This is a genomic window from Streptomyces sp. B1866, assembly GCF_031932565.1.
Taxonomy (GTDB): domain Bacteria; phylum Actinomycetota; class Actinomycetes; order Streptomycetales; family Streptomycetaceae; genus Streptomyces.
This window is the reverse complement of the sequence record NZ_JAVSCF010000158.1, coordinates 1-14958: the sequence shown is the minus strand read 5'-3', so window position 1 is coordinate 14958 and position 14958 is coordinate 1. Positions and strand designations below refer to the sequence as shown.

The 14958-nt window shown below is 74.8% G+C and carries 8 protein-coding genes and 3 pseudogenes; 6 read left to right on the top strand and 5 right to left on the bottom strand.

The features are described 5' to 3' along the window. Positions 1–166 precede the first annotated feature (166 nt). Positions 167–508 (bottom strand): annotated as a pseudogene (locus RKE29_RS19895) (MerR family transcriptional regulator); the annotation flags it as partial. Between the two features lie 244 nt (positions 509–752). Here RKE29_RS19895 and bla point away from each other — a divergent pair. The 4 genes from bla (at position 753) to RKE29_RS19875 (ending at position 3102) form a co-directional block, all read left to right on the top strand. Next, the gene (bla, locus tag RKE29_RS19890; protein WP_312006815.1) at positions 753–1670 is read left to right on the top strand and encodes a class A beta-lactamase; all 918 of its coding nucleotides are present in this window, start codon (positions 753–755) and stop codon (positions 1668–1670) included. A gap of 213 nt (positions 1671–1883) precedes the next feature. Continuing rightward, complete coding sequence (locus tag RKE29_RS19885) at positions 1884–2291, top strand: group 1 truncated hemoglobin (RefSeq protein ID WP_312006814.1); 408 nt, start codon at positions 1884–1886, stop codon at positions 2289–2291. A 98-nt stretch (positions 2292–2389) separates the two neighbouring features. Then, positions 2390–2668: a CopG family transcriptional regulator gene (locus tag RKE29_RS19880; RefSeq protein ID WP_312006813.1), complete on the top strand. Its 279-nt coding sequence runs from the start codon at positions 2390–2392 to the stop codon at positions 2666–2668. Continuing rightward, the gene (locus RKE29_RS19875) at positions 2665–3102 is read left to right on the top strand and encodes a PIN domain-containing protein (protein WP_312006812.1); all 438 of its coding nucleotides are present in this window, start codon (positions 2665–2667) and stop codon (positions 3100–3102) included. Before RKE29_RS19880 ends, RKE29_RS19875 begins: the two co-directional genes overlap by 4 nt. A 16-nt stretch (positions 3103–3118) precedes the next feature. On the opposite strand, the pseudogene mfd reads toward RKE29_RS19875, so the two are convergent. Beyond that, a pseudogene (mfd, locus tag RKE29_RS19870) lies at positions 3119–5524 on the bottom strand (transcription-repair coupling factor); the annotation flags it as partial. Between the two features lie 207 nt (positions 5525–5731). After that, a pseudogene (locus tag RKE29_RS19865) lies at positions 5732–6838 on the bottom strand (transcription-repair coupling factor); the annotation flags it as partial. A 490-nt stretch (positions 6839–7328) separates the two neighbouring features. Here RKE29_RS19865 and RKE29_RS19860 point away from each other — a divergent pair. After that, positions 7329–8579 (top strand): hypothetical protein, encoded by a 1251-nt coding sequence (locus RKE29_RS19860; protein WP_312006811.1) that lies wholly within the window; start codon positions 7329–7331, stop codon positions 8577–8579. 283 nt (positions 8580–8862) lie between these two features. Here RKE29_RS19860 and RKE29_RS19855 read toward each other — a convergent pair whose 3' ends face one another. Then, a complete protein-coding gene (locus RKE29_RS19855) occupies positions 8863–11439 on the bottom strand; it encodes an FtsX-like permease family protein (RefSeq protein WP_312006810.1) in 2577 nt (858 codons plus the stop codon). Continuing rightward, positions 11436–12284, bottom strand: coding sequence for an ABC transporter ATP-binding protein (locus RKE29_RS19850; RefSeq protein WP_312006809.1), 849 nt, complete (start codon positions 12282–12284; stop codon positions 11436–11438). Before RKE29_RS19850 ends, RKE29_RS19855 begins: the two co-directional genes overlap by 4 nt. Positions 12285–12959: 675 nt before the next feature. Here RKE29_RS19850 and RKE29_RS19845 point away from each other — a divergent pair. Next, a complete protein-coding gene (locus RKE29_RS19845; RefSeq protein WP_312006808.1) occupies positions 12960–14573 on the top strand; it encodes an MDR family MFS transporter in 1614 nt (537 codons plus the stop codon). Positions 14574–14958 lie beyond the last annotated feature (385 nt).

The window sequence follows — 14958 nt, the reverse complement described above, 5'->3', positions numbered from 1 at the left end:
CCCCGGCACCGGACCGCCACCCACCGGCCGGCTCGCCGCCCGGAGCCGGGCCCGGGGCCGCACCCGCGGCCGGGGGCGTGCCCGGGGCCGGGGCCGGCTCCCGCTCCCGGGGCGGCTCCGCGGCCGGGTCGCAAGCGGTCTCCGGCGGCGACGCAGGCGGGATCGGGGCCTCGATGATGGCCTCCAGCATGGCGCGCGCCGCGGTCAGCTCGTCGATGCCGGCGTCGATCCGCCGCAGCTCCCTGGCCAGTTCCGGGATCATCTCCGGACACAGCGGCGCCACCAGCTCGCCGTCGTCGGCCATGCAGGGCAGCACCTCGGCGATGGTCTGGGTACCGAGCCCGGCGGCGAGCAGGACCCGGATGCGGCGCACCACCTGCACGTCGCCTTCCTCGTACTCGCGGTAGCCGCTGGGGCGGCGCTTCGGCCGCAGCAGGCCCTGCTCCTCGTAGTAGCGCAGCGCGCGTTCACTCACGCCGGTCCGCCTGGCCAGCTCCCCGATGCGCATCGACTCTCACCCGTTGAGTTGACTCTGACGCCGACGTGTGGACTCCAGCGTAGCCGCGCCCGTGGTTGCCCCAGGTCCCGGGCGCCGCGTGGGGCAGGTGCGAGTCGTACGAGTTGCAGGGCGCAAGAGATGCAAGGCGGCACGGATGCGGAACCGGAGCGGCCGTCGGTGGCGTCCTTGCAAGGCGGTGTCGGACCGGAATCCGGACCCGTACGACCTCTCAGCGGAGAAAGGAACCCCGATCGTGGAGCCGACAGCGACAGCCCGGATGTCCCGCCGCGCCCTGCTGGCCTGCGGCGCGGGGGCGGCCGTGGCCGCCGCCGGGCCCGGAACGGCGGCCTACGCGTCCGCGCCGGGCGGCGCCGCGGTCGTACGGCGGCTGCGTGACCTGGAACGGGCGCACGGCGCGCGGCTGGGGGTGTACGCCCTCGACACGGCCACCGGCCGGAGCGTGGCCTACCGGGCGAGCGAGCTGTTCCCGATGTGCTCGGTGTTCAAGACGGTCGCCGTCGCGGCCGTCCTGCGCGACCTGGACCGGAACGGCGAGTTCCTGGCGCGGCGCTTCTTCTACACGGCGCAGGACGTCGAAAGGGCGGGCGGCGGCGCGATCACCAGCCGCCCGGAGAACCTGGCAAACGGCCTGACCGCCGAGGAGCTGTGCGAGGCCGCCATCCGCCACAGCGACAACGCCGCCGCGAACCTGCTGCTGCGCGAGCTGGGCGGACCGACGTCGGTCACCCGCTTCTGCCGTTCCGTCGGGGACCGCGTGACGCGCCTGGACCGGTGGGAGCCCGAGCTGAACTCGGCGGAGCCGTGGCGCGTGACCGACACCACCACCCCGCGCGCCATCGCCGGCACCTACGCGCGGCTCGTGCTGGGCGGGGCCCTGGAGCCCGCCGACCGCGAGCGGCTGACCGGCTGGCTGCGGGGCAACACCACCGGCGGCCGGCGGCTGCGCGCGGGGCTGCCCGCCGGGTGGACCGTCGGCGACAAGACCGGAACGGGCGCGCACGGCACCACCAACGACGCGGCCGTCGCCTGGCCGCCCGGCCGCGGGCCGATCGTGATGGCCGTGCTGACCACCTACCGGGAGCCGGACGCCCCGATGAACGAGCCACTGCTCGCCGAGACTGCCGCCGCGCTGGCCGCCGCGCTGGGCTGACCGCCAGGAGGCGGGCCTGCGCCCGCCGGGCTCCCGCGCGGCGGGCCGGCGCGGGCAGCGGTGCGCGCACAGGATACGCCTGCGCGTGTGTCGTCCACGGGATCGCCGGGTGGGGATCACGTTGCCGACTCCTCCCCCACCCGCGAGCCGCCCTTAACAGGCGGGAAACATTTCCCACACATCGCCGCAAGGCGCCCGTCCGACGCTGTCCGTATGACGGACACCACTGACCAGACAGCAGGCGAGGCGGCCCCGGCGGCCGAGCCGGGCAGCATCTTCGAGCAGATCGGCGGCGAGCCGGCCGTCGCGGCCGTGGTCGACATCTTCTACGACCGGGTGCTGGGCGACCCGGCCCTGGCCGGCTACTTCACCGGCGTCGACCTGGCCCACCTCAAGCAGCACCAGCGGCGGTTCATCGGCCAGGCGCTGGGCGCCACCCGGCCGTACTCCGGTCGCACCATGCGGCGGGCGCACGAGCACCTGGCGATCACGGACACCGCGTTCGGCCGGGTCGTGGAGCACCTGGCCGGCGCGCTGGAGGAGGGCGGGGTGGACGGGCAGACGATCGGCGCCATCGCGGAGCAGCTGCTGCCGCTGAGGGACGACATCGTCACGGCCTGACGGCGACCAGGCGGAGGATTGGGTGGCGGCCACGGGTATGCACGGCCCAGGCCCGATTCCGGCCCGGCCAGCACGTATTCAACGGGTACCATATATTCATGGGACTCAAGCGCACTACGGTCTACGCCGACGCCGAAGACCTCGCCGTGATCAAGGCGGCCGCCGCCCGGGAAGGGGTCGCGGAAGCCGAGATCATCCGTGAAGCCATCCATCTGGCTGCTCTGTCCAAGCGCACCTGGGACACGCCGCTGAGCTGGCCGAAGTTCCGCAGCGGCGACCCGGGGACCGCTGCCCGGGCCGCCGACACCGCCTCCGGCGACATCTGGGACGAGAAGGCGCGCGCCTACGAGGAGACGAAGCGGCGGCTGCGCGCGTGATCGTCGTCGTGGCCGACACCTCCGCCCTTCTGGCGGCGGCCGACGCCGACCATCCGGACATGGCGGCGAGCCTGCATGTGCTGGAGAGCGCCGGGCTGGTCGTCCTCTCTCCGCTCATCCTGGCAGAGGCCGACCACCTGATGCGCCGCGTCGGCGGCCCCGGGCTACGCGACGGATTCCTGGACAGCGTCGTGAGCGAGGCGCGGCGCGGCAGGTTCCACCTACCAGAAGTCACCCCGGACATACTGGCCCAGGCCCGAGGTCTCATGCGGCGATACACCGACCTCGATCTGGACTTGGCGGACGCGGTGAACGTCGTGCTCGCCTCTGCCTACCGGACCGATGCCGTGCTCACCCTGGACCGCCGGGACTTCCGTGCCATACGTCCACTCACCGCCCACAAAGCGTTCCGGGTCCTGCCCGACGACCTCTGAACCCCCCGGCGGCCCCTCACCCGCCCAGGATCGACGTCAGGAACTCCCCCGTCCACGCCAGCAGCTCCCGGCCCGTCACCGGCTTGCCCCCGATGCGCGCCGTCGTCGGCCGCGGCACCATGACCTGCCGGGCCGCCGCCTTGACGACCGAGCGCGGGTACAGGCGGGTCAGCCGCAGCTCCTGGGACTCGCGCAGCTCCACCGGGGAGAACCGCACGTTCGCCCCCTGGAGGGTGATGTCGGTGACGCCGCAGGAGCGGGCCAGCAGCCGCAGGCCCGCGACCAGCAGCAGGTTCTCCACCGGCTCGGGCAGCTTGCCGTAGCGGTCGGTCAGCTCCTCGCGGACCGCGGCGATGTCCTCCTCGTTCGTGATCGAGGCAATGGCCCGGTAGGCCTGGAGGCGCAGCCGCTCGCCGGGCGCGTAGTCGTGCGGGACGTGCGCGTCGACCGGCAGCTCGATCTTCACCTCCAGCGGCGGCTCCTCGGCGGCGCCGCCCGCCTCCAGGGAGGCGCGGTAGTCGGCGACGGCCTCGCCGACCATGCGCACGTACAGGTCGAAGCCGACGCCCGCGATGTGCCCGGACTGCTCGCCGCCGAGCAGGTTGCCCGCGCCGCGGATCTCCAGGTCCTTCATGGCCACGTACATGCCCGCGCCCATCTCGGTGTGCTGGGCGATGGTGGCGAGCCGCTCGTGGGCGGTCTCGGTCAGCGGCTTCTCCGGCGGGTAGAGGAAGTACGCGTAGCCGCGCTCGCGGCCCCGGCCGACCCGGCCGCGCAGCTGGTGCAGCTGGGAGAGGCCGAAGGTGTCGCCGCGCTCCACGATGAGGGTGTTGGCGTTGGAGATGTCGATACCCGACTCCACGATCGTGGTGGAGACCAGCACGTCGAACTTCTTCTCCCAGAAGTCGACCACCACCTGTTCCAGGGCGCTCTCCGACATCTGCCCGTGGGCGGTGGCGATGCGCGCCTCGGGCACGGCCTCGCGCAGCCGGGCGGCGGCCCGGTCGATGGAGTCGACCCGGTTGTGGATGTAGAAGACCTGGCCCTCGCGCAGCAGCTCGCGGCGGATGGCGGCGCCGATCTGCCGCTCCTCGTACGGCCCGACGAAGGTCAGCACCGGGTGGCGCTCCTCGGGCGGGGTGGTGATGGTGGACATCTCGCGGATGCCGGTGACCGCCATCTCCAGGGTCCGCGGGATGGGGGTGGCGGACATGGTGAGCACGTCCACGTTGGCCCGCAGCTTCTTCAGCTGCTCCTTGTGCTCGACGCCGAACCGCTGCTCCTCGTCCACGATGACCAGGCCCAGGTCCTTGAACTTCGTCTCGGAGGAGAACAGCCGGTGGGTGCCGATGACCACGTCCACCGAGCCGTCCCGCAGCCCCTCCAGGACCGCCTTGGCCTCGGTGTCGGACTGGAAGCGGGACAGCGCCCGCACCACGACGGGGAACTGGCCGTACCGCTCGGTGAAGGTCGCGTAGTGCTGCTGCACCAGCAGGGTGGTGGGCACCAGGACGGCGGTCTGCTTGCCGTCCTGGACGGCCTTGAAGGCGGCGCGCACGGCGATCTCCGTCTTGCCGTACCCCACGTCGCCGCACACCAGCCGGTCCATCGGGACCGGCTTCTCCATGTCCTGCTTGACCTCGCCGATGGTGGTGAGCTGGTCGGGCGTCTCCGCGTACGGGAAGGCGTCCTCCAGCTCGCGCTGCCAGGGGCTGTCGGGCGCGAAGGCGTGGCCGGGGGCGGCCATGCGCGCGGAGTACAGCCGGATCAGGTCGGCGGCGATCTCCTTGACGGCCTTCTTGGCGCGCGCCTTGGTCTTGGCCCAGTCGGCGCCGCCGAGGCGGTGCAGCGACGGGGCCTCGCCGCCGACGTACTTGGTGATCTGCTCCAGCTGGTCGGTGGGCACGAACAGGCGGTCGCCGGGCTGGCCGCGGCGGGCCGGGGCGTACTCCACGACCAGGTACTCGCGGGTGGCGCCCTGCACGGTGCGCTGGACCATCTCCACGTACCGGCCGACGCCGTGCTGCTCGTGGACGATGTAGTCGCCGGGCTGGAGGGTGAGCGGGTCGATCGTCTTGCGGCGGCGGGCGGGCATGCGGGCCGCGTCCCGGCCCGCGGCCTTCTGGCCGGACAGGTCGGTCTCGGTGAGCACCGCGAGCTTCAGGCCCGGGTGGACGAAGCCGTGCTCGACCGCGCCGCGGGCGACGTGCACCACGGACGGGGAGATGGCGGTCAGGTCGCCCTCCAGCCGGGCGGCGACGCCCTCGCCGCCCAGCACCTCGACGGTGCGGGCGGCCGGGCCGTGGGCCTCGGTGAGGAACACCGTGCGCCAGCCGTCGGCCAGCCAGCCCTTGGTGTCGGCGAGCGCGCGGGCGCTGTCGCCGCGGTACGCCTCGGGGGCGCGCATGCCGAGGGTGAGGGTGTACTCGCCGCCGAAACCGGTGCCGAGGCCCGCCTCGGGGCCGTCGTCCGCGCCGCCGCCCAGGCCGCCGGTGCCGAGGCCGCCGCCGCCCAGGCCGCCGCCGCCCAGGCCACCGGTGCCCAGGCCACCGCCCAGGTCGCCGCCGCCCGCCGCGAACGGGCTCACCGACCACCACATGACNAGGCCACCGCCCAGGTCGCCGCCGCCCGCCGCGAACGGGCTCACCGACCACCACATGACGCCCAGCTCCCGGGCCCGCTCGCGCACGTCCGCGATGCCCCACAGGGACGCGGCGCCCACGTCGACCGGCGCCTCCCCGCCGCCCGCCGAGGCCGCCCAGGAGGCGGCCAGGAACTCCTGCGAGGTGGCCACCAGGTCGGCCGCCCGGGTGCGCACCCGCTCCGGGTCGCACACCACGGCCATGCTGCGCGCCGGCAGCACGTCCAGCAGCAGCTCCATGTCGTCCACCAGCACCGGCGCCAGGGACTCCATGCCCTCCACGGCGATGCCCTCGGCGATCCGGCCCAGCAGCTCCGCCAGCTGCGGGTGCTCCTGCGCTAGCGCGGCGGCCCGCTCGCGCACCCGCGGCGTCAGCAGCAGCTCACGGCACGGCGGCGCCCACAGGCCGTGCTCGGCGACCTCCAGGGACCGCTGGTCGGCGACCTTGAAATAGCGGATCTCCTCAATGTCGTCGCCCCAGAACTCGACGCGCAGCGGGTGCTCCTCGGTGGGCGGGAACACGTCCAGGACGCCGCCGCGCACGGCGAACTCGCCGCGCTTCTCCACCAGCTCCACGCGCGCGTACGCCGCGGCCGCCAGGCCCTCGACGACCTGCCCCAGGTCGGCGCTCTGACCGGCGCGCAGGGCCACGGGCTCCAGGTCGCCCAGGCCCTTGACCTGCGGCTGGAGCACCGAGCGGATGGGCGCGACGACGACGGAGACCGGGCCGGCGGCCGGGTCGTCCGCGCTGGGGTGGGCGAGCCTGCGCAGCACCGCCAGGCGCCGCCCGACCGTGTCGGACCGGGGCGAGAGGCGCTCGTGCGGCAGGGTCTCCCAGGACGGGTAGTCCACCACGCCGTCCGGGGGCAGCAGGGAGCGCAGCGCGGCGGCCAGGTCCTCGGCCTCGCGGCCGGTGGCGGTCACGGCCAGCACCGGCCGCCCGGTCTCCCGGGCCAGGGCGGCCACGGCGAAGGGGCGGGCGGCGGGCGGGCCGACGAGGTCGAGGTGGCGGCGGTCGCCGCTGGCGGCGGCCCGCACCGCCTCGGCGATCGCGGGGTCCTGTACGACGGCGTCGAGCAGGCCGGTGAGGCTCATCGGATAGGTATTCCATCCCGGAGGCGGACAACGCGAACGGCCCGGCGCGTCGCACGAGCCGGGGAGGTTCCAGACTACGACCCCCCACCGACAGCGGCCGCCGCCTCCCGGCCGCCCGCCCCTGGCGCGCCCCGCGCGTGCCCACGCGTCGGCCGCCGCCTCGCCGGCTCCCGGCCGGTGTCGCGCGCCCCGCGCGTGCCCACGCGTCCGCCGCCGCCTGCTTCACGGCGGCCACCGGAGGTGACCCGTCTCCCGGACAGGGCGCACGCGCTCCGGCGCGCGTCCGCGTGACCCGTACGACAACCGGCCTCCGGCGGCGCACTAGCGGCGCTCTGGTGGAACCGGGTAGCGCGACCCCGCGCGGGCGCACCCGCCCCCCTGTCACCGGAGGTCACCCGAGGTCACCCGAGCAGGCGACCCGGCCGACCGCCGCCCCGAGCCGTCCCGGGAGGAGCCGCCGCCCGGGACGACCGCCCAAGGAGGTACGACGATGAACGACGTCCTGCCGGACCGGCGCGCCGCCGGCATATCGGCCGCCCGGCCCCTGGACCCGATCGAGTCCCTGTTCATATCCCTCAACTACTTCGTCGGCTACTCCGTGCGCTGCCGGGGGCGCCTCGACCGCGGCGCCCTCGACGCGGCGTACCAGGCCCTGTGCGCCGGCCACCCGGTGCTCGCCGGCCGCGTCGAGCCGCGCGACGGCCGCCACTTCCTGGTGCCGGGCGCGGGCGGCGGGCCCGTGCGGGTGCGCGGCGCCGCGGCTGACGACGGCCCGCCGGCCACCGAACCGGGCGACCAGTACCGCGGCCTGAGCGCGCTGGAGGTGGCCGAGCACGCCGACGGCGCGCACGTGACCCTGCTGGTGCACCACTGCGTGGCCGACGCGAGCGCCGCCCTGGGCCTGCTGGCCGAACTGTGGGACCACTACACCCGCCTCGCGGCCACCGGCGCGCCGCGCCCGGTCCGGCCCGGGCCGCTGCCCGCCGGCCCGGTCGCGGTGCTGCGCCGGTACGGGTACGAGTTCGCCCCGCCCGCCGGCCTCGCCGCTCCGGCGCCTGACGGGCCCGCCCCGGCGCCGGACCGGCCCGTCGGCTGCCCAGACGCGCCCGGCCCGCCGCCCCTGGTGCGGCGGCTGGTGCTGACCCGCGCGGAGACCGCCGCCCTGTCGGCGCGGGCCCGCGCGTGCGGCGTGACGCTGAACGGCCTGCTCTCCGGCGCCCTGCTGCGCGCCAACGCCCGCGCGCGCGGGTGGGACGCGGCCGACTCCCCGGTGCTGCTGTACTACCCGGTCGACCTGCGCACCCGGCTGTCCCCGCCCGTCCAGCGCACCGAGGTCACCAACCTGCTGGGCATCGCGCTGGTGGTCGTCGGCTTCGCCCGGACCCTGCGGGAGCGCCTGCGGCAGGACCTGGAGTCCGGCCGGGCGTTCCAGATGCTCCCGCGGTTCCCGGAGCGGGACGCCGGGCAGGACGCGGCCGCCCCGGTGCTGTCGATCACCAACTGGGGCGTCATCCCCCGCCTGCCGGCCCCGGAGGAGCTGGTGATCAGCGACTTCGCCTCCACGTGGCCGACGGCCCCGCCGATGCGGCCGACGCAGCCGTGCGGGTACGTCGTCCACAGCTTCGACGGGCGGCTGGCCGTCGAGTCCCTGGTGCCGGCCGGCGGCGGGACGGTACCGGCCGTCGAGGAGGCCGCCGCCGCGGCGGTCAGGGAGGACCTGCTGGCCGCCGCGCACGCCTGAGGGCCCCTCCCTGAGGCCCCTTGAGGCCCCCTGGGCTCCGCCGGGCGTCCTCTGGGCCGCCCCTGAGGCCGCTGGAGCCTCCGCCGGGGCCTGCCCGCGCCGCGCACGTCCGTACGGCCGTCGCGTACGTCCGTACGGGCCGCCGCGCGCGCCCGGACTCCGTACCGGCCGGGCGGGACCCGTACGGACCCCCGCACGCCGCCGGCCCGGTGCACCCCCCGTGGGCGCACCGGGCCGGGGCGTCCCCCGCCGACGGGCGGGCGACGGACCGTCGACGACGGGGCTAGTCCGTCGCGATGGCGTTCAGGACGTTCATCCGGCCCGCCCGGAAGGCCGGGACCAGCGCGGCCAGCAGGCCCACCACCGCCGAGCCGAGGAAGACCGTGATGATCGTCGGCCAGGGGATCTCCAGGGTCTTCAGGCCCTCCAGCGCCAGCAGCTTCTGCGCCGTCGCGCCCCAGGCCATGCCGAGCCCCAGGCCGAGCAGCGCGCCGAAGAGGGCGATGACGACCGATTCGAGGCGGATCATGCGGCGCATCTGGCGGCGCGAGAGGCCGATGGCGCGCATGAGGCCGATCTCGCGGGTGCGCTCCACGACCGACAGGGCGAGGGTGTTGACCACGCCGAGCACCGCCACGATGATCGCCAGCGCCAGCAGGCCGTAGACCAGGTTGAGCAGCTGCCCGATCTGGTCCTTCAGCTCCTCCTTGAAGTCCGTCTGGTCGCGGACCTTGACCTGCGGGTACGGGTCGAGCCGGTCCTTGAGCGACTGGTAGGCCGCGTCCTCCTGGCCGTCCCGGGCGCTCGCGAACATGATCGAGTTCATCGGGATGCGGTCGGCCGGCACGTACCGCTCGACGGTGGTGACGTTCAGGTAGAACGCGCCCTTGTCGAACGTCGTGTCCTCGGAGGTGATCACGGCGACCTTCAGCCGGGCCGTGCGGCCGTGCTTGAAGGCGACGGTGACGTGGTCGCCCCGGCGCAGGTGGTGGTCCTTCGCGAAGCCCTCGGTGACCGACATGGCGTCCGCGGCGTACGCGTCGGCGAGCGTGCCGTCCACGACGGGGGTGCGCAGGTCCTCGGCGTACGACGGGTCGGCAGCCGTCAGGTCCTCGGTGCTGGTCCGCCCGTCCGGCGTGGTGATCTTCGCGTTGTCGATGTCCTTGTAGTCGGTGACGTGGTCCAGGCCGCGCGCGGCGTGCACCGCGCGCTCGATGCGCGGGGTGATCGGCTGGCCGGTGTCGGACTGGATGATGAAGTCCGCGCCGACCGACCGGTCCAGCTCGTCGCCGGCCGAGGCGACCATCGAGGAGCCGACGACCGACAGGCAGGCCACCAGCGCGAGGCCGATCATGAGGGCGGCGCCGGTGGCGCCGGTACGCCGCGGGTTGCGCAGCGCGTTGCGCTCGGCCAGCCGGCCCACAGGGCCGAAGACCCGCAGCACGAACGCGGCCAGCACGCGGATGACGAACCCGGCCAGCAGCGGGCCGATGACGATGAAGCCGAGCAGCGTCGCCACCACGCCGACGGCGAGCAGGCCCGCGCCGTCCTTGGCCTCGTCGGCCCGCCCGGCGGCCACCAGGGCCGCCGCGCCCGCTCCGGTCAGCAGCATGCCCAGCGTGGCGCGCAGTCGGCCGGACCGCACGCCGGCGGGGCCGCCCGCCTCGCGCAGGGCCGCCATCGGCGAGATCTTCGCGGCGCGCCGGGCCGGGATGTAGGCGGAGACGAGGGTGACGACGATGCCCAGGACCAGGCCGACGACCGGCGTGGCGGTCTTCACGGTCAGCTCGTCGGTGTCCAGGTTCAGGCCCGCGTTGCTCATGATCTTCATCAGGCCGACGGCGAGCCCCACGCCGCCCGCGACGCCGAGGACCGAGCCGACGACGCCGAGCAGCAGGGCCTCCACCAGCACCGAACGGTTGACCTGCCGGCGGCTGGAGCCGATGGCGCGCATGAGGCCGATCTCGCGGGTGCGCTGGGCGACCAGCATGGAGAAGGTGTTGACGATGAGGAATATGCCGACCAGGACGGCGATCCCGGCGAAACCGAGCATCGCGTACTTCATGATGTCGAGGAAGGAGCCGATGTCGTCCTCGTCCTCGGCGGTCTTCTCGGCCTTCGTCTGCACCTTGTGGCCGGTGCCGAGGGCGTCGAGGACGTTCCGCTTGAGCTGGTCGTTGCCGACGCCGGGGGCGGCGGTGAGCGCGATGCTGGTGTACTCGCCGGTGTCGCCGATCAGCTCCCGCTGGGCGGTGGGGGTGTCGAAGTAGACGGTGGTGGCACCGGGGTTGGTGACCTTGTAGGTCACGATGCCGACGATACGGGCGGGGAACTCGCCGGGCACGGAGATGACCCGCAGCGGGTCGCCGAGCTTCAGGTGCTTCTTGTCGGCGGTGTCGGCGTCGACCATCACCTCGGTCGGCCCGCGCGGGGCGTGGCCTTCGGTGATCTCCACGGCGCGCAGTTCGGTGGGGTCCCAGTTGGTGCCGACGGTGGGCGCGCCGGAGGACGGGCCGATGCTGTCGTTGTCGCGGTCGACGACGGTGAGGGACTGGCTGGACACCTCGCCGACGGCCGACTTGACGCCGGTCACGTGTGCAAGCCGGCCGAGTTCGGCGGCGGGCAGGGTGGGCGGCTTGCCGGTCTGCTGGATGTCGTCGCCGCTGGGCGCGTCCTTGGGGCTGACGGTCACGTCGCTGGAGGTGGCGGCGAAGAGCTTGTCGAAGGTGGCGTTGGTGGTGTCGGTGAACACGAGCGTGCCGCACACGAACGCCACCGACAGCATGACGGCGATGGCCGACAGGGCCATGCGCCCCTTGTGGGCGAAGAAGTTGCGCAGGGAGGTCTTCAGGACGGTCACGACACACGCCCCCGGGCGTCGAAGTCGGCGGGGGTCCGGCCCGCGGCGTCAGCCGCTGATGTCCCCGTGCCCCCCGGCGCAAGACGCAGCATGCGCTCAAGGACGAGGTCGGCGGTGGGGCTGTACATCTCGTCCACGATCCGGCCGTCGGCCAGGTACAGCACGCGGTCGGCGTACGAGGCGGCCACCGGGTCGTGCGTGACCATGACAATCGTCTGGCCGAGTTCGTCCACCGAGCGGCGCAGGAAGCCGAGCACCTCGGCGCCCGCGCGGGAGTCGAGGTTTCCGGTCGGCTCGTCACCGAAGATGATCTCCGGCCGGGCGGCCAGCGCGCGGGCCACGGCCACGCGCTGCTGCTGGCCGCCGGACAGCTGGCTGGGCCGGTGCTTCAGCCGCCCGGCGAGCCCCACCGTCTCCACGACCCGGTCCAGCCAGGCGCGGTCCGGCCTGCGGCCGGCGATGTCCATGGGCAGCGTGATGTTCTCCAGCGCGTTGAGCGTGGGCAGCAGGTTGAACGCCTGGAAGATGAACCCGATCCGGTCCCGGCGCAGCCTGGTGAGCTTCTTGTCCTTCAGCCCGGTGATCTCGGTGTCGTTGATGAAGATCTGCCCGGAGCTGACCGTGTCGAGCCCGGCGAGGCAGTGCATCAGGGTCGACTTGCCGGAGCCGGACGGGCCCATGATGGCCGTGAACCGGCCGCGGGCTATGTCCACGTCCACCCGGTCCAGCGCGACGACGCGGGTCTCCCCGGAGCCGTACGCCTTGACCACCTGCCGCGCGCGGGCGGCGACGGCCGCGTGCCCGGCGTTGCCCGCGGGCCAGGGGTTGGTTACTGCGGTGGTCACGGTGCGTTCTCCTCGGGTCGGTGGTCCGCGGGTCGGTCGGCCGCCGGGCGGCGGTGCGTGCGGGGGTCGTGCGGTGTCCTGCGGGCGGTACTCGTGGGTGTCGTGCCGGTGCTCGGAGGCGTGGGTGGGGTCGGTGGCGGTCGTACGGGCGTTTAGTGCAAGTGTTCGAGTGCGCCGCCGTCCACGCGCGGGCACGGCGGCGCCCGGACGGTCGTACGCGGGTAGAGCCCGGCGCCTGCCGCGCGCGTGGCGGCGGCGCCGCGACGCGGCCCGGTGGCCGCGTCGTACAGCCTGCCGGAGGCGGCGAGGCCGTCGCGCTGGGGCCTGGCGGCGTCTTCAGGGGGGTGCTAGCCCCACCCCCGCTCCTCGCCGCGGCCCGCTGCGAACACTAGGTGCGGCCGGGCCTCCGGTACCTCCTCCCCCGGGACGAAGCGGCGGGCGGAGAAACCACGGCCTTACCCTTAGGGGACCGGGTCATGACAAGTCGCCCCGGTGTCGGGGCCACCCCCGGCGGCCGGGCCACCGGCGCCCACGCGCGGCCGTGGCCCGGACCAGAAGATGAGCCTTACAACGATCTCGGGAGGGGCGGGACGGCAGGCCTGGAGACCGCCACCGGCGTCCGGCGGCTCCGGGCGGGCGTCCGGCGCCCTCCGACGGCGGAGAGGGGTTGGGACATTGGCGGGCGGGACGGCACCACGACCTGCGGACACCGGCCCTGGACCCGCCGCCGCCGGCCGCCGCGGGCCGGTGGTCGCCGGGCTCATGCTCGGCATGGCCCTGTCCGCCCTGGACTCCACGGTCATCTCGACCGCCGTACCGCAGATCGTCGGCGACCTCGGCGGGTTCTCCGTCTTCTCCTGGCTGTTCTCCGGCTACCTGCTCGCCGCCACCGTCAGCCTCCCGGTGTACGGCAAGCTGTCCGACACCTTCGGCCGCAAGCCCGTCCTGATCACCGGCATCGTGCTGTTCCTCGTCGGCTCGCTGCTGTGCGCGGCCGCCTGGAACATGGTGTCGCTCATCGCCTTCCGCGTCGTCCAGGGCCTGGGCGGCGGCGGGCTCCAGGGCACCGTCCAGGTCATCGCCGCCGACCTGTACCCGCTCAAGGAGCGGCCGAAGATCCAGGCCCGGCTGTCGTCGGTGTGGGCCGTGTCCGCTGTGGCGGGCCCGGCCGTCGGCGGCGTGTTCGCCGGATACGCGGACTGGCGGTGGATCTTCCTGGTCAACTTGCCGGTTGGCGCACTTGCACTATGGCTGGTCGGCAGGCACCTGCGCGACCCGCAGCAGCGGCGTACGGGCCGGCTGCCGCTGCTGCGGGCCGACTGGGCCGGCGCCCTGGGCGTCCTGGCCTGCGGCGGACTGCTGCTGACCGCCCTCGTCCAGGGCGGAGTGGCCTGGCCGTGGCTCTCGCCGCCGTCCCTGGCGCTGCTGGCCGGCAGCGCGGTGTGCGCGGCGGCCACCGTCGCCGTCGAGCGGCGCGCCGCCCAGCCGATCATCCCCGGCTGGGTCTGGCGCCGCCGCACGATCGTCGCGGTGAACCTGGCGCTCGGCGCCCTCGGCCTGCTGATCATCGCGCCGACGGTCTTCCTGCCCACGTACGCCCAGTCGGTGCTCGGCCTCGGCCCCATCACCGCCGGGTTCGTACTGTCCGCCATGACCCTCAGCTGGCCGATATCCGCCGCGCTCAGCAACCGCGTCTACAACCGGGTCGGCTTCCGGCGGTCCGCGGCCATCGGCGCCGCCTCCGCCGTGCTGGTCCTGCTCGCCTTCCCGCTGCTGCCCTACCCCGGCGAACCCTGGCAGCCCGCACTGATCATGCTGCTGCTCGGCGCGTCCCTCGGAATCTTCCAGTTCCCGCTGATCATCGCCGTGCAGTCCTCGGTCGAGTGGGCCGAGCGCGGCACCGCCACCGCGTCCGTGCTGTTCTGCCGCATGCTCGGCCAGTCGGTGGGCGCGGCCGTCTTCGGCGCCGTCGCCAACGCCACCCTGTCCGACCGGCTCCACGCCGCGCCCGCCGCGCTCGGCCCGGGCCTGCCCGACGACCTCGACGCGGTCTCCGACGCCCTGGACCACCCCGCCGCGCTCACCGGCGCGACGGCCGACTACCTGCGGCGGGCGGTGGACACGGCGGTCGACCACGTCTTCCTCGGCGCGGCGGGCGCGGCCCTGCTGGCGCTGCTGGCCGTGCTGTTCGTGGCGCCGCGCCGCTTCCCGGTCCGCGACGAGAGCCCGGCCCGTACGGAGGCGGAGGCGGACGCGCCGGGCGCGCGGGCGGAGGCGGCCGGGGACTGATCCCGGCGGGCGGGCCCCGGCCCGCGGGCGCCGGGCAGTCCGCGCCCGGACCGGGCCGCGCGCACGCGGCCGGCGGCGGAAGGGTCGCGGGTCGCCCTGGACGGGGTCGGCCGCGGCTCGGCACCCGCCTGGCCGGACGCCGGACGGCGCCCCGGGGCACGCGCGCCGCCGTACGACGCCCGGAGGGCCGACGGACGGGCGGCGGGGCGGGCGGACCGGGCGGGCGGGGACGGCTCACGGCGGTCGGCGTCGCGGGGGACGGCCTCGTGGCGGACGGAGTGACCGGCGCGACCGGGCGGACCGTACGGGCCGGACGGACAGCGCGGGCGGACGGGCCGCGGGGACGGCCCGGCGGACGGGCCGCGGGGGCGGGCCCGCAGCGGCG

Bases quoted from the DNA above. Each gene is read 5' to 3' on its own strand.
- RKE29_RS19885 (WP_312006814.1), top strand. From the start codon at position 1,884: ATGACGGACACCACTGACCAGACAGCAGGCGAGGCGGCCCCGGCGGCC.
- RKE29_RS19880 (WP_312006813.1), top strand. From the start codon at position 2,390: ATGGGACTCAAGCGCACTACGGTCTACGCCGACGCCGAAGACCTCGCC.
- RKE29_RS19860 (WP_312006811.1), top strand. From the start codon at position 7,329: ATGAACGACGTCCTGCCGGACCGGCGCGCCGCCGGCATATCGGCCGCC.